The organism is Gillisella taibaishanensis (assembly GCF_001938985.1).
Taxonomy (GTDB): domain Bacteria; phylum Pseudomonadota; class Alphaproteobacteria; order Rhizobiales; family Rhizobiaceae; genus Allorhizobium; species Allorhizobium taibaishanense.
Genome location: NZ_MKIN01000022.1, coordinates 987,051 through 1,003,945, shown reverse-complemented (window position 1 = coordinate 1,003,945; position 16,895 = coordinate 987,051). Strand labels below are relative to the sequence as shown.

Sequence of the window (16,895 nt, the reverse complement as noted above, 5' to 3'; positions counted from 1 at the left end):
CTGGTTGTCAATGGGTTGTTATCATTTGGTTCACCATATATGAATCAATCCGACCGATGTGGCAAATTTGCCATGTAGATACCGTATTTCACAGTCATGTGATAAAGGTGCGAATAGACTTCTGACGGGGACGGATTTTGCGGATTTCTGGTGTATTTGTATCGCCCTGTGGGCCCGGGCGGTTTGACCGCGCGGCCACGCTTTGGGCGAACATATCCAAGCTGGTCCTGACGGCTCTCGTATTTATGATGGTCGCCTTCTCAGCGCTTTCGGCAACGGCAAGTTCCGCTGCCGCCGAAACCCGTTCGCTGAAAATCCTGTTCGTTCACACCGGCGAAAAGCAGGAAATCACCTTCAAGCGCAATGGACGCTACGATCCCAAGGGTCTGCAGCAGCTCAACAATATTCTGCGCGACTGGCGGCGTAACGAAGCCACCAAGATGGATCCGCGCCTGTTCGATCTGGTCTGGTCGGTCTATCAGAAGGCTGGAGCCAGCGGCTATATCTATGTCGTCTCCGGTTATCGCTCGCCGGCCACCAATGCCATGCTGCGCTCGCGCTCCTCAGGCGTCGCCAAGGAAAGCCAGCATATGCATGGCACGGCCATGGACTTCTTCATTCCCGGCGTGCCGCTGAAGAACCTGCGTGATATCGGCATGAAATTCCAGGCGGGCGGCGTTGGCTACTACCCCAATTCCGGGTCGCCTTTCGTGCATATGGACGTTGCGGGTGTACGCTCCTGGCCGCGTGTTCCGCGCGACGAATTGGTGCGCATGTTCCCTGACGGCAAGACCTTGCACATACCAGCCGATGGCAAACCGTTGCCCGGATACCAATTGGCGCTCGCGGAATATAAACAACGACTGGGGTCCGAGCAGATATTAATGGCGGATGCCAAACCTTCATCGCGAGGGCGACCTCGAAACCTGATGGCGATGCTGTTTGGTGGCGGTGACGAAGACGAGGGCGACGAAGATTCGGCGCCAGCCGCACCGGTTCGCGCATCCGCGCCTCCTGCCACTCAAAGGCCAGCTGAGCTGACCAACCCGACGCCGACCAGCCCGACACCTGTTGCCGTGGCCTCCGCCGCACCTGATATCGCAGCGCCCGTGCCGCAGTCGCGTCCGTCGTTCCGTCCGGGTGATGAAAGCCTTGCCGTTGCGCTTTATTCGCCGGGTGGCCGCAATGCCGCCGAGGATGCCCTGCAGAAGGTTGCCAGCAACTCGCCTGGAAGTAACCCTAACCCTCAGCAGCAAAATGGCTTCGAGGATCTCGGCTCCTACAAGATTCCGGTGCCGACCTTGCTTGGTCAGCGCGGCATGAAGGGTGATGCCGAGCCGTTGATGACCGCGTCGCTTAACGCCACCGACGATGGTTCGTCCGACGCGCATATTCCGGTTCCTGCCGCACGTCCGGCATTGGCCGATGCGATGGCCGCGACCTTGCCGCAGCAACGTCCGCAGATGGCCTCGCAGGATAATGACGAGCCGAAGACCGTAGAGGAAGCCATGCTCTCGCCTGCTGCTGCAGAAGCGCTGCAGCAGAGCCAGGACGGCGCGCCGATGAAGACCGTCGTTATCCCGCGTGACCGGCCTGAGACAACCACGGCTGAGATCCGGCCAGTGGCCCCGGCCGAGCGTCCGCAGTCTGCCGCGCCAGAGCCAAGAGGGGTTGCCGTATTGACCCAGGGTCCGTTGCCAAGCCAGGCTCCGGTGCAGGCCCAGGCTCCGGTGCAGGCTAAGCCTGATCGTCAGGCTCAGCAGGTTGCCGCCCTCACGCCGCCATCGCGGGTCAAGCCTAGCGCTGGCCAGTTCGGCGATGTCTTCGACCAGCCCAAGGCAACGGCCCATGCCGGAGAGCCGGCGCTGCCAGTCAAGGGCGCGAGGCCCGGTCCAAGTGAAGCCGATGCTGCGAGCCGTGGTCTGAGCGGTGGCACCGAGCTGACGCGGACGATGATTTCGCAATGGGCCATGAACAAGAACAAGCTTGAGCCCGGCTCCAACCCGGTTGCAGGGCCGGTTCCTGGCAAAGCTGGCCGCGGTGGCCGTGTCGTCACCAAGGCGATCACCACTCCGGTCGAGGCGGCTCAGTCCGGTTTCACGCCTGGCGCCCAGGCGATCGATCCCGGTCGCTTCGGAGCTGTGCGATAAGATTTCGTGGATGGTGCCGCGAACACAGACTGATCAAGTTTAAAAACGGCATAAAAAAACCCGCCTCGGCGGGTTTTTTCGTGTTTGCTGGAGCCTTGGTGCTTAGGAGCCTTATAGCCTGACAGGTTCAGATTGAACGAGACAGACCACAAGATGCTTCGTCTTCGGGAAAACTGGTTTTCAATTTTCCCGGCAGACTTTAGCCTTCCGGCGGGTTTTCGATCATGCCGAGCGCGTGCAGGTATGTGTCGAGGATCAGATCTTCTTCCATGCGTTCCTGCTCATCCTTCTTGCGAAGCGCGATGACTTTTTTCAGGATCTTGGTGTCGAAGCCCATGCCCTTGGCCTCGCCGTAGACATCCTTGATGTCGTCGGCGATGGTCTTCTTTTCTTCTTCCAGACGTTCGATGCGCTCGACAAAGGCGCGAAGTTGGTCACGGGCGACGCCATGAGCATCAGACATGGGGATCTCCTTGCTGGGGATGTTCAATCAGGTGGGCGTGACCTGCCGTGAACGGGGCGTTACGTCAAGCCATTTCACGCATTTCAGCGTGAATGTCTTGGCTGGCAGGTCGGTGAATGGGGTGGGTGCCGCAGCCGAGACGGCTCTTGGTTGTGTCTCAATCGGTCTCGTCTTTCGGGCGCGACTCTTCGAAGGCGGCCTTCTGGGCCTCGCTCGCTTCCTTCTGATGCTGCGCCTTCCACTGCTCGTAGGGCATGCCATAGACGTGATGGCGGGCCTCGTCGCGGGTGATCTCCAGACCCTTGGCATCGGCGGCGTCCTGATACCAGTTGGACAGGCAATTGCGGCAAAAGCCGGCGAGGTTCATCAGGTCGATATTCTGCACGTCGTCGCGCTCGCGCAGATGCTGGAGAAGCCTGCGGAACGCCGTCGCTTCCAGTTCTGTCTGCTGTTCCCTGGTCATCTTGCTCATCACTTGATCTCCGGTCACGCCGTTGCGACCGGATAGGGTCCGGTGCGGGAGGGAAATTGTTGCCATTCATGCAGGGCAGGGTTGGCGTTGAGGGTGCTGAAGATCGGCTCTAGCCGGTCCGCCCAGGCGAGGATGCCGGCCTCGTCGCCGATCAGGTCCTGGCGCACCTCAAGCAGCGCATGCGGCATACCCGTTATCATGCAATGGCGATACATTGTATCGCCTTTCAAGGCCCCGTCATAGGGTTCGTTGTCGCCGACAAGGATGTCGCCGGGCGCGCGCAGAGCCTCGATCAGCGGATACACGGCGCGGTGATCGGTGTCCCAGAGCACAGCGGCGTGCCAGGGCCTGGGCACGCCCTTCCAGGCTGGCGTATAGGAATGAAGTGAAAGCACCAGCGGTGCCTTGCCGCTCTCAGCGGCAACATCGGCCAGCAGCTGCGAGACCGCCTGGTGGTAGGGGCGGTGGAAGGTCTCGATGCGATGCTGCCACTGCTCCGCCGTGATCGGGTGATTGCCGGGCACGATTGCGCCATCGGAAATCTTCATGATCAGCGTCGGATCGTCCTCGCCTCTGTTGGGGTCGATCAGCAGCCGTGAAAAGCAGGTCATTGCGGCCGGCACGCCAAGCCGCGCGGCGAGGTGGCGGGTCAGTCCCTCCACGCCGATGTCATAGGCAATGTGCCGCTCGAAGGCGCTGTCGGGCAGGCCGAGCCGGCCATAGTCCGGCGGCAGCCGGTTCATGGCGTGGTCGGCAAGCAGCACCAAGCCTCGGCTGGTATCGCCGGAGATGATCTCGAAGGGATTGAACGCATTCATGACTGACACATTTATGTGATTGGGAGGCCCTGATGGGCGGCAGCAACCCCTGCAGCCCTCCCGTCGGCATAAATTGCCTCCTGGGTCGAATTGCGACAAATAGTCGATAAAATGTCGATCGGCTACGGCATCCGGGTTAAATCAGTGACGATGCCGGTTAAAAACTCTGGTGTTTCAAGAGTTTTCACAGGCAATTACATCTTTACACCCATTTTTTATCACAGGTCGAATAATGTTGATTCACAGACTCGGGGCTGCAATGGAGATGCCACCTGGTCACAACGTTTACGAGGCGGAACGCCGTGTGCCTGCAATTATCACCAGCTTTTCCGCCCGTTCCGATAGTACAGGATGGGTGAACCGGTTTAACCTCTTGTCGCCGGTCTTATGATAGAAGCAGGTCTCGCTTCGCATCATGGCGCGGCAAACTCGTTGGCTCTGCTCCCATGCAGGCACAGGAGGCGCGCCTTGTCACCATTCAGTCAAACTCACCCCTCATCATCTGCATGGGGAATACAATCGATTAGAGTTGCGTTGACTTTCTTGGTCCATAATCGCAAGAAGGCAACACAGAAATATGGAGTTTCGTCGGAAGCCGTGCCTCATTCCAACACACTCTCTTTCGTAACAGGACCGGGCCGCCTCTGGCGCCTCAGCCTGTTATTGAGCATCGTTTTTTCACCTTTTGCCTTTGCCACGGCGGCGCGTGCCGATTTTCGCGTCTGCAACGGTTCGGCCAATCTCGTCGGCGTCGCCATCGGTTACCGGGCGGCGGAAGGCTGGATTAGCGAGGGCTGGTGGCAGGTGCCTGCCTCCACCTGCGCCACACTGATCGAAGGTGAGCTGAAGTCGCGCTACTATTACCTCTATGCCGAAGACGCCGCGCGCGGCGGTCGCTGGACCGGTAATGTGAACATGTGCGTGGCGGAAAACGAGTTCAAGATCGTCGGGGTCGGGGATTGTTTCAAGCGCGGTTACCAGCAGATGGGATTCAAGGAATATGACACGGGCCGCCAGGGGAGCTGGATGGTTCAGCTGTCCGATACGCCAGGGACTCAGGAAGGCCAGAAGCAATGAAGCGCAACCGCAAAGTCAAGATTCTCGCAACGCTCGGACCGGCTTCGCAGGACGAAGCCATGATCCGCAAGCTGCATGAGGCTGGCGCCGATCTTTTCCGAATCAATATGAGCCATGCCAGCCACGATGTGATGCGCACGCTGATCCAGCGCATCCGTAACGTGGAGGCCGCCTGCGGTCGCCCGATCGGCATTCTCGCCGACTTGCAGGGTCCGAAGCTGCGCGTCGGCAAATTTGCCAATACGACCGTCGAGCTGAAGCCCGGCCAGACCTTTACCCTCGACAGCAACGAAGCCCCTGGCGACGAGCACCGGGTCTATCTGCCGCATCCGGAAATCCTGGAAGCGGTCAAGGTTGGCCATCGCCTGCTGATCGATGACGGCAAGCTGCATCTGCGTGCCGAAAAGTGCGACGGCAAGACCATTGTCTGTACGGTCGTCTCTGGCACCAAGATTTCCGACCGCAAGGGCGTTAGCCTGCCCGATACCATTCTCGCCACCGGCGTGCTGACCGACAAGGACCGCGCCGACCTGGATGCGGTTCTCGCCACCAACGATGTCGACTGGGTGGCATTGTCCTTCATCCAGCGTCCGGAAGATCTGGCCGAAGTGCGCAAGATCGCCCGTGGCCGCGTCGGCCTGATGTCGAAGATTGAAAAGCCGCAGGCCATCGAACGCATCGACGAAATCATTGAATTGTCCGACGCGCTGATGGTGGCCCGTGGCGACCTCGGTGTCGAAATGCCGCTTGAAGCGGTTCCCGGTATCCAGAAGCAGTTGATCCGCGCCTGCCGCCGCGAAGGCAAGCCTGTTGTCGTCGCCACCCAGATGCTGGAATCAATGATTTCCGCGCCGGTCCCGACCCGCGCCGAAGTGTCCGACGTGGCAACCGCCGTGTTCGAAGGCGCCGATGCGATCATGCTGTCTGCCGAATCGGCGTCCGGCCAGTATCCGGTTGAAGCGGTCGCAACCATGGCCTCGATTGCTCACACGGTCGAGCTTGACCCGCACTATCCCGGCATCATCTATGCGCAGCGCCCGCAGCCGGAAGCAACTGGCGCCGATGCGATTTCGCTCGCAGCCCGCCAGATCGCCGAAACGCTGAAGCTGACCGCGATCGTCTGCTACACATCTTCGGGCAATACCGGCCTGCGCGCGTCGCGTGAGCGGCCGGAAGTGCCGATCCTGGCGCTGTCGCCGGTCATCCAGACGGCTCGCCGCCTGTCGGTGGTCTGGGGCCTGCACTGCGTCGTCTCGGAAGAGCCGACCGACCTGGACGACATGGTCAACCGTGCATGCCGTATTGTCGTCTCGGAAGAGTTTGGCAAGCCTGGCGACCGCGTCATCATCTCGGCTGGCGTGCCGCTCGGCACCCCCGGCGCCACGAACATGCTGCGCATTGCCTATATCGGCCCGGACGGTCTCTCCGGCGTTTGATGGTCTGAAACCTTCGGCGCCTACCAGCGCCGATGTGATCTTTGTTGATCCTATTTTTCTGCGCCGCCCTCCGCCAGGATGGGCGGCGTTTTCGTTTGTGGACGTCCAGTAACGAAGGTGGCGTGGCTTGTAGCGATGGTTTTGCTGGCAGTGCGGTCGACCGTGCCGCTTCCAAATAAACGTGTAACTGGGGGACGCCGTCACAGGTTTTGTGTGCCGCTCAACATAATAAAGCCGCCTGGGAGGGGCGGCTTTATTACTCATGTTTAATGTATTTTTTGTTTGTATATTAGAGTAATTTAATTTCGTCTTTGATAAAATTAATGTAGGAACTGCTTAGTTCTTATGAATTGAGTTTTGCAAAATATGATTGTGCTGTCAATTCCATCTAACCAATGGTTGTGTTGCGCTGTCGGCCACTGGTTACTGGCCTATTAAATAACGCGCTTAGTTATCAGTTTGTTGACAATTCCAAAGCGCGGCTTCGCATCTCGGCCAAGCTCTCTAAATCGTGATTACGTCCGGCAAGCGTCTCTATAGCGGCGACCGCAAGGTCGGTGGCGCAGTAATCGGGCTTGTGGCCGAGGTTTCTCACCCAAAGCAATCTGGCACCGTCGATGTCGCGGGCGAGGCCGTCCGAATGGATGTGTGCGAGCACGATCGGGTCGCTGTCGCCGGTGATGATCACGGTCGGTGCCTTGATCTCCCGGTAGCGGGGCGCCGTGCGGGTGACATAGGCGTGAAGCCCGCTCACATCGATAGCGTTGCTGCGGAAGGTGCGTGGCCGTAGCACCAGGCTCGGCCCGGTCCGCTCGACATAGCCCTCAGGTCTTGCATTGGGCGCAAAAACGCCGCGGGTTGCTGCGTCCATTCGCGCGAGACCGGCCAGTGGTGCAATCGTGCGGGCAAAGAGAGGGCCGATGATCGGCATTGCCGTCAGGTTATAATGCCAGTCGACCCCGCCCGGCCAGGGATGCGTGGCAGGAGCGAGGAAAAGAAGCCCCGCCACCTTGCCGGGATGCCGCAGGGCAAGGCTTGCGACAATGGCGCCACCGAAGGAATGGCCAATGATGATGGCGCTGCTAATACCAAGTGCATCCAGCGCTTCGACAATGGCGTCTGCCTGGCCATCAGGCGTGTCGTTGCGCGATCCACCGCGCGGAGAATAGCCATGGCCGGGACGGTCGACAAAAACAAGCTCGGCACGGCCTTCGAGAGCGGGCCGAAACGCCTCCGCCTGATCGCGCAGATTGCCGCTCGCGCCGTGAATGAACACCAGCGGCGGCAGGTCGGCATCTGGTCCGGGCGGAAGGTGCAAAAGATTGAGATGGCCGTCCCTTATAGGGATTAGTTGCCCTAAATTTGGATGGGTTTCAGTGATCTGTGCTATTTTGACTGTGGAAAACACTAGGAGCACAACCAAGAGTAAGGCAAGAGCGGCAACGATTGTCAGGGCAGCCGTCAGCATGCGCGCGTCCTCTCAGGATTGGTAGGCCGGCGGGTTGTGAAGGGGCGGTTTCCATTGCTCTTGGGCGGGCTGAAGCGGATCATGCTATGTGCGTGCGCCCGCCAGTTTTTCCGAGAGATCCGTGACGGTCTTCTGGGCCGCGCGGTCGGCAGGATAAATGTCCAGATAGCGCTGCCACGTTTCAAGCGCCTTGGCGTCGCTGCCGGTTTCGCCGAGGATATTGCCGAGCATTTCGAGCGCGCCGAAATGGCGTGGCTCCAGGGCCAGCACATGATTGAGATCGGACATCGCCTTGCGGTAATTGCCCATCTCGTAATGCAGGCTGGCGCGCCGGCCCCAGCCATTGGCATAGTCAGGCTTCAGTACCACGGCCTGATCGAGAAAATCGAAGGCGGCCGCGTTCTTCTTGTCCTTGATGGCCTTGTCCGCCCATTGCATCAGTAGATTGACGGTCGGGCTGCCGGAATCGGACCAGTCTGCCATGATGGCTGCGGCAATGGCTTTCGCTGCCTCGGGCTGACGCTCGCGCTTCAACTGGGTCAGCAATTCATCGGCGGGCTTGCCGGCAAGCGCTAGCGTGCTGCTGCGGTCTTCCAGGCGTTCGACTGGGGCGGATTGCTGCTGGTCGTTCTTCTTCTTGCCTTGGTCGTTGTCGTCGTTCAGGCCCTTATCCGACTGGTTTTGATCTTGCCCTGGTTTTCCCGGGCCGTTCTGGCCGGGTTCGTCCTGCTGATCGGCAAGCGGCGGGCCGTTTTTGTCATCGGGGGTGAAGGGCAGGGCGGGCGGCATGCTTTGCGCTGGCGGCTGGAGCGGTGTCTTGTCCTGCGGCATGAAGGGCGAAGCTGACGGCCCTTGATCCGGCTTGGTGGGCGCTCCGTTTGCCACGAGATCGGCAAGGGGATGCGCCTGGGCGGCCTGAAAGGCCGGCACCATGCTACCGACAGTGGCTGTCAAGCAGGTGAGAAGAATCGAACGAAGGGACAAACGAACAAAGCGCATGCCGATAATCTATCGCGCATGCGCTTTGTTTCAAACCGAATTCTGCATTTATGCTGGCCTCACCCTATCATAAAGGGCGCATCACGCCGGGGTGATGCCGCCCCCTGGGGAGGCGAGGCGACCGACCGAAGTCGATCAGCCCTGACGGGCCTTGAAACGCGGGTTCTGCTTGTTGATGATGTAAACGCGGCCCTTGCGGCGAACCAGACGGTTGTCGCGGTGACGTGCCTTGAGCGCTTTCAGCGAATTCTTGATCTTCATTTTTAGATCCGCATGGTTGCCAGGGAACCAAGCGGTTCCACCGGGATGTAATATCAAAGAAAAACGCACCGCGGGGCGCGCTGTTTCAGGGTTGCAGGCACATACCCCGTGAGAACCCGGCCTGTCAACCGCAAAACCGGGCATTTTCCCCCGATCCGGCAGGTTATTCCCGGTTCAGGAGCCAGTTCAGGAGCGCGCTGACGTCAGCGCGGTGACATGGCCCATCTTGCGGCCGGGCCGTGCGTCGGCCTTGCCATACATATGCACCAGCACGTTCTTTTGTCCCAGCCAGGCGGGCAGGGCGTCGATGTCGTCGCCGATCAGGTTGGTCATCACGCAGTCGCTGTGGCGGGCAGTCGAGCCGAGCGGCAGGCCGGCAACGGCGCGGATATGCTGCTCGAATTGCGAGATCAGGCAGGCGGCTTCTGTCCAGTGGCCGGAATTGTGCACGCGTGGCGCCATTTCATTGGCAATCAGGCTGCCATCGGCCATCAGGAACAGTTCAAGCCCGACCACGCCGACATAGTCGAGGCCTGTCAGGAGCTTTTCCGCCGCCGATCGGGCGGCCTCAGCCGTCTCGGGTGAGATCGAGGCCGGAACGGTCGAGGTATGCAGGATACCGTCACGGTGGATGTTTTCGGCGGGGTCGTAACAGGCGATCGCGCCGTCGATGCCGCGGGCGGCGATGATCGAGATTTCGCGCTCGAAGGCCACGAAGCCCTCGAGAATCAGCGGCACGGCGCCCAGTGCCTCGTAGCCGCCGCTTGCATCGTCGCCCTTGCGGTAAACGCGCTGGCCCTTGCCATCATAGCCGAAGCGGCGGGTCTTCAGCACGCCTTCGCCGCCGAATTCGTTGAGCGCCCGCTCCAGATCCTCCTGGCTGTCGACGGCGCGGAAGGGGGCGGTGGCAATGCCACTGTCGTTCAAGAAGCGCTTTTCGCTGAGCCGGTCCTGCGAGACGGCAAGCGCGCGCGCCGGCGGATAGACCGGCACGCTTTGCTGCAGGGCCTCGGCAGCCGAAACAGGCACGTTTTCGAATTCGTAGGTCACGACATCGCAGAGGGCCGCGAGTTCCGCGAGCGCTTTCGGATCGGCATAATCGGCCACGATCTGCCTGACGGCGACCTGGGCGGCCGGACAGCCTTCCTGGGGTTCGAGTACGACGGTGTTATAGCCCAGCCGGGCTGCAGCCATGCAGAGCATGCGGCCAAGCTGGCCGCCGCCGATAATACCAATGGTCTTCACGCTGGTGATCCGTTCACGATTATTGGTCTTTGCGGCCAGTCCTGGTCGCCGATCTCAAGGGGCTTCGTCGGTGGGATAATCGGCGACGGCGGCGGACTGGTTGTCGATCCAGTCGTCCAGCCGGTCGGCGAGGTCGCCGTCCTGCAGGGCCAGCACGCGGGAGGCGAGCAGGGCGGCATTGACAGCGCCGGCGCGGCCGATGGCAAGCGTACCCACGGGAATGCCGGCCGGCATCTGCACGATGGAATAGAGGCTGTCGAGCCCGGACATGGTTTTCGACTGCACCGGCACGCCAAAGACCGGCAGCGGCGTCAGCGATGCGACCATGCCTGGCAGGTGGGCAGCACCGCCGGCACCGGCGATGATCACCTGGAAGCCTTCGTCGCGCGCGCCCTTGGCGAAGGCGACCATACGATCGGGTGTGCGGTGGGCCGAGACGATGCGCGCCTCGTAGCTGACGCCAAGCGCGTCCAGGGTATCGGCGGCATTCTTCATGGTTTCCCAGTCGGACTGGCTACCCATGATGATGGCAACGGGCGGTCTTTCGTCCTGCATCGGCGGCACCCTTTCTCAGGCGATGATGTCGGGGATCAACTGGTCTTCCAGCTTGGTGAGCCTGTCCTTGATGGCAAGCTTCTTCTTCTTCATGCGCTGGATCCGCAAGGCATCGCACCCGACCTGAACCATGGCGTTGATCGCGGCGTCGTAATCCTCGTGTTCCTGACGAAGCCTTGCGAGCTGAAGCCTTGTATCCGCGTGGTCCTGATCCGGCATCCTAAGTCCCCATTCTGTCGATGTCTGTATCTATTTCTGATGCATGGTGGAATGGCGCAAGCTCCTATCACCAAACGTCGGTAACGGGAAGTTAGCCCTTCTGCATATTTTTCATCTCGCCAACCCCCTCGGGTATTTCTGAAATTCTTCCACCATATGAGTGACCTACGGCAATGGGGTGACGCGAGGTGAAAAACGTCACCTGTGCCACCACGAAATTGTCGCAGATAAATCAGTTTTTCGCCTTAGACATCGGGAAAAGATCGTGTCACACTCCTGTCGTAAACCAAAAAAGCTCCAGCGATGGAAGCTGGAGGTTGAAAAGGAAGGATAGAATCAAATGACCATTCAGGCTCATCTTGAATCGCTTGCCAAGAAGCATGGAGTTTTGGAGGAGAAACTACATGCCGCCCTTTCCTCACCCTCGACCGACGACAAAGAAATTCTGGAACTCAAGCGCCTCAAACTGCGCCTCAAGGATGAAATGGAGCGCCTGAAGTCGACTAGACATTGACCAGGTTTCGCTCACCGGCCCCGATTGCGTAACGCGTTTCTAAGGCCGATACAGTTTCTGCAAGACGAATGGACTTGCACAGTAAATAATGGCCCCGGAGCGCTCTTCGCCTTCGGGGCCTTCTGTTTCTGGAGCTGTGAAAATCACTGCGAACGCGCCGGCTCAAGCCGTTCCGTCAGTTCCAAAACTGGTCCAGCCAGAGATTGAGCCTGACGAAGCCCGGATTGTTGACGGAGTAGATGCGCTTGGTGCCCTGGCTGGTGACGGTGACCAGGTTGCAGTCCAGGAGCGCCTTCAAATGCTGCGACACGGCTGGCCGGCTGATCGGCAGGCCCTGGGCCAAATCATTGACCGTGCGCGGTGCGCGGCGCAGCTCTTCAAGCAGGTAGCGTCGGTTTGGGTCGGCGATCGCCGAGAACGGGTCGATGGTTGTCATATCTGCACGCTATGACACAGAAACGCTCCCGGCAAGCGCAATTGTGCGACGCGAAAATACAATTTTTTCGGGATTTCGACGGATATCAATTTTGCGACAACTTATTGGCGCAAAAGGCATTATATCACCGACAGCCCGTCCCAAAGCAGTTTCATTCCCGCTATCAGCGTCATGCCGTAGATCAGGGGATAAAAGGTCTCGGCGCGCATACGCCGGACGACCCATGCGCCAGCCATCGTCGATACCAAAACCACGGGTAACAGCGTCAGCGACAGCGTGAGATTGCTGACGTCGAGCTGGCCGAGTGCCACATAGGGAATGACCTTGATGGCATTGAGACACGCGAAGAACCGCACGCTGGTGCCGGTATAGGTGCGGGGGTCGAGTTTCAGCGGCAGGGCATAAATTTCAAATGGTGGGCCGCCGGCATGGGCGATGAAGCTGCCATAGCCGGCGAGGCCGCCCCAGGCGGTGGCGGCGATGGTGTTCTGCGCCCGGGCCGGGCGGCTGCCTTCTCGTTCTCCGCGTAGCCGTCGCACAAAATACCGCCCCGCAAAGAGCACGGTGATCGTGCCCAGCACCAGCCGCATTGCATCGGCGGGAACCAGTGCCGAGGTGGCCCAGCCAAAAACGATGCCAGCAAGAGCGCCGGGCAGGAGAGCTAAAAACGTGCGCCAGTCGCCATGGCCGCGCCATGCATAGAGGGCGACCAGATCCGAGACCAGCAGAATCGGCAGGAAGATCGCTGCCGCCGCCATCGGCGGCACGACCAGCGCCAGGATCGGCACGCCAAGCAGGCTGAACGCGCCGCCAAGGCCGCCCTTCGAGAGCCCGACGAGCGCGACGGCGGGAATGGCGGCAAGCAGAAAGGTCAGGTCTGGCAGCATGGCGATGTCCGGAGGGTGGCGGGAATGATGGTGCGTGGTCCTGAGCAGGGGATGCTCTATACCCAAGCTAGCGCATAAATCACCGGACCGGAATCGTTTCAGTCGATGTTTTTTGCTCCGCCAGCTGCTGCTGCTGTAAGGTCCGCTCTATCGAACCACCTGCCGCGATGCCGCGGTCGGCGCAGATTCAACATGCGTTGCACAGTTCCTTAAGGCGAAATCGATTTATAGAGGTGAATGCGTTCAGCAAAATGTGCTACAGCGCCTCGCGTTTACCATATAGAGTTTGCCGAGGGAAAAGCGGGCCCCGGTTTTCCCGAACGGACGCTACTGCGTAAGCCTTAAATCGGAATCGATCCAAGGCGTAAATTATGCAGCAAATTTAAAGTACTACAGCGTCGTGCGTTGATAGATGCAGGATGTCGTAGTGCAACGGGTCAACCCGATCTCGCCAGGAAGAAGACGGAATTTGCCATGACTAAGCCAGAAAATCGCTGCCGGCTGGTGCTGATCACGCCGCAGATCGCCGATGCGGCAACGCTCGCCACCGTAGTTGGCGATGCCCTGAAGGGCGGCGATGTCGCCTCGGTCATCATACCGCAATACGGTTTTGATGACGATGCGTTCCAGGCGCAGGCCGAGGCGGTGGTGCCGCTGGTGCAGGCCGCAGGGGCCGCTGCCATCGTCGCCGACAACAGCCGCGTCGCCGGCCGGGCCAAGGCCGATGGCCTGCATGTAACAGGCAATGTCGATGCGCTGGCCGAAGCGGTGGAAAAATTCACCCCGAAGATGATCGTTGGTTGCGGCGGGGCCAAGGATCGCCATCAGGCGCTGGAAGCCGGCGATGCCGATCCCGACTACATGTTCTTCGGTCGTTTCGATGGCGACATCAAGCCCGAGGCGCATTCGAAGAATCTTGATCTTGCCGAGTGGTGGTCGTCTATGATCGAGATTCCCTGCATCGTCATGGCAGGCAATGATCCGCAGTCGGCACTGGCTGGCGCGGAGACCGGTGCGGAATTCGTCGCCCTGTCTCGGGCCGTGTTTGATGACCCGGCAGCAGCGGCCACCGTGGTGGCGCAGGTAAATGCTCTTCTTGACGAAAAAGCGCCACGGTTTGAGGGTTGAACGCCTCAATGACCGCTTCGCCGCCCCGCTCCTTGTCGCTGATCCCGAACTCGCTCCGTTTTTTACGGGGCGCGACGGCTTTCGGTCGCTTGCCTTGGCCTGACGCTGGTTTGGCTGCCGCTGGTTTGGTAGCAATCGCTCTGGCGGCTCCGTTGATCTCGGGCGGTAAAGCCTTTGCGCAGGACAGCAATGCTGTTGCGCCTGCTGCGGCTGATGGGGCAAAACCGGCGGAAAAATCCGGCGAGGGGGCGCGTGGCGGCAAGCCGGGCACCGACGCTAACACAGATGGCTCCAGCGAAGGCCAGGCAGATGGCGCAGCGGGTGCGCCGGCTGAGAAGCCGGGCAGTGCAGGCGCTGCGAACCAGCCCGATGGCTTCAGCAATTTAGATGCATCGCCGGCCCCTGGCTCGGCTGCGCAAGGAAGCCTGCAAACCAATCCGCAATCTCCCCCGCAGGCCACTCCTGAGACCAAGCCCCAGCCCGACTCCGCGCCGGGTCCCATCTCCGGTCCGGTCTCTGGCGAGGATGCCGGCAAGATGCAGCGGCCCGGGGTAAAGGACGCCAGTCCGGCAGGTGGTATTACGCTGATGGAGCGGATGGGCATTCCGCTGCCGGATCTTCCGCCGGAAAAGCCTTATAACGGCAAAGTCGACCCTGCCTATGGCGCCTTCCAGCGCGGCCTGTTTGGCACGGCCTTCGATTATGCCTTGCCCAAGGCGGAAAAAGGCGATCCGGCCTCGCAGACGCTGATCGCCGAACTGATGACCCGAGGCCTAGCGGTCAAGCGCGATCTCAAAGGTGCGGCCTTCTGGTATGCAAAGGCTGCAGCCGGTGGTGATCCGGCCGCGATGTTCAAATACGGGTTGATGCTGCTCGAAGGCCGTTACGTGACGCCGGACCGCAAGCTTGCCGACGATTACATGCGCCGTGCCGCTGAAGCGGGCAATGCGTCTGCCGAGTTCAATTGGGCGCAATTGCTGGTCTCGGAAAATCCCGGCAAGAAAGGCCTGCTGCTGGCGCTGCCCTTCTACGAGCGATCGGCCGACCAGGGCATCGCCGATGCGCAATATGCCGTGGCGCAGATCTATCGCAAAGTGGCTGACGTGCCGGCCGAAAAGCGGCAGCTGGCGCGCGAATATCTTGTGCGGGCGGCCCGCGCTGGCTTCGATACGGCGCAACTCGATATCGGCATCTGGCTGATCAACGGCATCGCTGGACCACAGGATCTGGAACAAGGCTTCAAGTGGCTGCGGATTGCTGCCAATCGCGGCAATGTCGCCGCGCAGAACCGGCTTTCTCACGCCTATGTCGGTGCACTCGGCACCAGACCCGACCCCGTCGAGGCGGCGAAATGGTATGTGCTGTCGCGCCGCGCCGGCCTTACCGATCCGGCGCTCGAGGATTTCTACCTCGGCCTGCCCGACAGCCAGCAGAAGCAGGCGATTGATGCGGCGAACAAATACCGGACCGGTCAGCGCAAGCTCGGCCGCTCCCCGCCACGGGTCGGCAATGGCGGCAAGCCGGCGCCAGTCGGCGGGGCAGCCGAGCAGACTGGTGCTGGCGGTGAACAAAAGATCGTGGCCAAGCCAGACGAACCTCCGGCCGATCCGACCGCGCTTCCCGGTGTGACTGTGCCACCACCTGGCGCTCAGCCGCAGGCACCGCAGGGCGACGACGAGGATCCGGGCTGACGGAGGGTCGATTGACGACCTAACCCTTCAGTGCGCCGCTTGCTGAATCGTTGCCTGAGGGTGATGCGACGCATCCGCTGGCTGCGGCCCCTTGAATTGCGGCCGTTTTTGTGGTCTTGAACCGCTCAACTCTCTGCAAGCCGCCACACGGCCTTGCCCGGATGTCATCGCGCGATGGCATGGTCCGGACGCTCAGTTATCAAGTTTAAGGAAATCGCTATGGCTCGCTCAGCCCTTCTCAATGTCATGGTTCAGGCGGCCGTCAAGGCCGGTAAGTCTCTGTCGCGCGACTTCGGCGAAGTGCAGAACCTGCAGGTCTCGGTCAAGGGACCGGGCGATTTCGTCTCTCAGGCGGATATGAAGGCCGAAAAGCTGGTGCGCGAGGACTTGCTGAAGGCGCGGCCGACTTATGGTTTCCTGGGTGAGGAAGGCGAAGAGATCAAGGGCACCGACGGCGCGCATCGCTGGATCGTCGATCCGCTCGATGGCACCACCAATTTTCTGCACGGCATTCCGCAGTTTGCAGTCTCCATCGCGCTCGAGCGCAATGGCGAGATCGTCGCCGGCGTGATTTTCAATCCGGCCACCGACGAGCTTTACACGACCGAAAAGGGCGGCGGCGCCTTCCTCAACGACCGCCGCATTCGGGTCGCGGCCCGCAAGGTGCTGTCCGATTGCGTGATTGCCTGCGCCGTGCCGCATTTGGGCCGCGGAAACCACGGCAAGGCACTGATCGAGCTGCGCCACGTCATGGGCGAAGTGGTCGGCCTGCGCCGCATGGGAGCTGCGGCCCTGGACCTCGCCTATGTCGCCTGCGGCCGCTTCGACGGCTTCTGGGAAACCGGGCTCAACGCCTGGGACATCGCGGCCGGCCTGCTCTTGATCCGCGAGGCTGGCGGTTTCGTCAGCGACATGTCTGGCGGCAATGACAGCCTCACCCGTGGTGATATCGTTGCCGGCAACGAATATATCCAGAAGGCCCTGTTGGAAGTGGTCAATCGGCCGCTGCCGAAGGCCTGATCTCCTGCCGCCGTTTTTCAGCACTTTTGAAAAAGCACGGGTTTTCGCTTCAATTC

The 16,895-nt window shown here is 60.5% G+C and carries 16 protein-coding genes and 2 pseudogenes; 7 read left to right on the top strand and 11 right to left on the bottom strand.

Translation table 11 applies throughout. The features are described from left to right. Window positions 1-245: 245 nt before the first annotated feature. Entirely contained in the window at window positions 246-2,150 is a 1,905-nt protein-coding gene (locus BJF91_RS15795) for a DUF882 domain-containing protein (protein ID WP_075615393.1), read from the top strand. A gap of 199 nt (window positions 2,151-2,349) precedes the next feature. Here BJF91_RS15795 and BJF91_RS15790 read toward each other — a convergent pair whose 3' ends face one another. The 3 genes from BJF91_RS15790 to BJF91_RS15780 all read right to left on the bottom strand — a co-directional run bounded on the left by BJF91_RS15790 (window position 2,350) and on the right by BJF91_RS15780 (window position 3,903). Beyond that, window positions 2,350-2,613: a DUF2312 domain-containing protein gene (locus tag BJF91_RS15790; RefSeq protein WP_015917069.1), complete on the bottom strand. Its 264-nt coding sequence runs from the start codon at window positions 2,611-2,613 to the stop codon at window positions 2,350-2,352. 157 nt (window positions 2,614-2,770) lie between these two features. After that, window positions 2,771-3,085 (bottom strand): DUF1244 domain-containing protein, encoded by a 315-nt coding sequence (locus tag BJF91_RS15785; RefSeq protein WP_075615392.1) that lies wholly within the window; start codon window positions 3,083-3,085, stop codon window positions 2,771-2,773. A 14-nt stretch (window positions 3,086-3,099) separates the two neighbouring features. Further along, on the bottom strand, window positions 3,100-3,903 hold the full coding sequence (locus tag BJF91_RS15780) for an N-formylglutamate amidohydrolase (protein ID WP_075615391.1): 804 nt from the start codon (window positions 3,901-3,903) through the stop codon (window positions 3,100-3,102). 597 nt (window positions 3,904-4,500) lie between these two features. Here BJF91_RS15780 and BJF91_RS15775 point away from each other — a divergent pair. Next, a complete protein-coding gene (locus BJF91_RS15775; protein WP_075615691.1) occupies window positions 4,501-4,980 on the top strand; it encodes a DUF1036 domain-containing protein in 480 nt (159 codons plus the stop codon). Then, window positions 4,977-6,416 carry a pyruvate kinase gene (gene pyk, locus BJF91_RS15770; RefSeq protein ID WP_075615390.1) on the top strand — a complete coding sequence of 480 codons (1,440 nt, stop codon included), beginning with the start codon at window positions 4,977-4,979 and terminating at the stop codon, window positions 6,414-6,416. The genes BJF91_RS15775 and pyk overlap by 4 nt, the downstream gene beginning before the upstream one ends. Before the next feature lie 454 nt (window positions 6,417-6,870). On the opposite strand, the gene BJF91_RS15765 is transcribed toward pyk, so the two are convergent. The 6 genes and pseudogenes from BJF91_RS15765 to BJF91_RS15740 form a co-directional block, all read right to left on the bottom strand. Further along, window positions 6,871-7,884, bottom strand: coding sequence for an alpha/beta fold hydrolase (locus BJF91_RS15765; protein ID WP_075615389.1), 1,014 nt, complete (start codon window positions 7,882-7,884; stop codon window positions 6,871-6,873). Between the two features lie 84 nt (window positions 7,885-7,968). After that, a pseudogene (locus BJF91_RS15760) lies at window positions 7,969-8,436 on the bottom strand (tetratricopeptide repeat protein); the annotation flags it as partial. 582 nt (window positions 8,437-9,018) lie between these two features. Further along, a complete protein-coding gene (gene ykgO / locus BJF91_RS15755; protein WP_003497670.1) occupies window positions 9,019-9,144 on the bottom strand; it encodes a type B 50S ribosomal protein L36 in 126 nt (41 codons plus the stop codon). A 186-nt stretch (window positions 9,145-9,330) separates the two neighbouring features. After that, window positions 9,331-10,398: a 5-(carboxyamino)imidazole ribonucleotide synthase gene (locus tag BJF91_RS15750; RefSeq protein WP_075615387.1), complete on the bottom strand. Its 1,068-nt coding sequence runs from the start codon at window positions 10,396-10,398 to the stop codon at window positions 9,331-9,333. 45 nt (window positions 10,399-10,443) lie between these two features. Next, on the bottom strand, window positions 10,444-10,944 hold the full coding sequence (gene purE, locus BJF91_RS15745; protein ID WP_075615386.1) for a 5-(carboxyamino)imidazole ribonucleotide mutase: 501 nt from the start codon (window positions 10,942-10,944) through the stop codon (window positions 10,444-10,446). Between the two features lie 15 nt (window positions 10,945-10,959). Continuing rightward, window positions 10,960-11,163, bottom strand: coding sequence for a YdcH family protein (locus tag BJF91_RS15740; protein ID WP_041697050.1), 204 nt, complete (start codon window positions 11,161-11,163; stop codon window positions 10,960-10,962). Between the two features lie 340 nt (window positions 11,164-11,503). Between BJF91_RS15740 and BJF91_RS15735 the strand changes: the two genes are divergently transcribed. Further along, the gene (locus BJF91_RS15735; protein ID WP_075615385.1) at window positions 11,504-11,677 is read left to right on the top strand and encodes a YdcH family protein; all 174 of its coding nucleotides are present in this window, start codon (window positions 11,504-11,506) and stop codon (window positions 11,675-11,677) included. 175 nt (window positions 11,678-11,852) lie between these two features. Here BJF91_RS15735 and BJF91_RS15730 read toward each other — a convergent pair whose 3' ends face one another. Then, window positions 11,853-12,113: an ArsR/SmtB family transcription factor gene (locus BJF91_RS15730; RefSeq protein WP_075615384.1), complete on the bottom strand. Its 261-nt coding sequence runs from the start codon at window positions 12,111-12,113 to the stop codon at window positions 11,853-11,855. 119 nt (window positions 12,114-12,232) lie between these two features. Beyond that, entirely contained in the window at window positions 12,233-13,000 is a 768-nt protein-coding gene (locus tag BJF91_RS15725) for a sulfite exporter TauE/SafE family protein (protein WP_075615383.1), read from the bottom strand. 474 nt (window positions 13,001-13,474) lie between these two features. Between BJF91_RS15725 and BJF91_RS15720 the strand changes: the two genes are divergently transcribed. The 3 genes and pseudogenes from BJF91_RS15720 (at window position 13,475) to BJF91_RS15710 (ending at window position 16,839) form a co-directional block, all read left to right on the top strand. After that, window positions 13,475-14,128 carry a thiamine phosphate synthase gene (locus BJF91_RS15720; protein ID WP_075615382.1) on the top strand — a complete coding sequence of 218 codons (654 nt, stop codon included), beginning with the start codon at window positions 13,475-13,477 and terminating at the stop codon, window positions 14,126-14,128. A gap of 425 nt (window positions 14,129-14,553) precedes the next feature. Then, window positions 14,554-15,594 (top strand): annotated as a pseudogene (locus BJF91_RS15715) (tetratricopeptide repeat protein); the annotation flags it as partial. Window positions 15,595-16,038: 444 nt separating this feature from the next. After that, window positions 16,039-16,839, top strand: coding sequence for an inositol monophosphatase family protein (locus BJF91_RS15710; RefSeq protein ID WP_075615381.1), 801 nt, complete (start codon window positions 16,039-16,041; stop codon window positions 16,837-16,839). Window positions 16,840-16,895 lie beyond the last annotated feature (56 nt).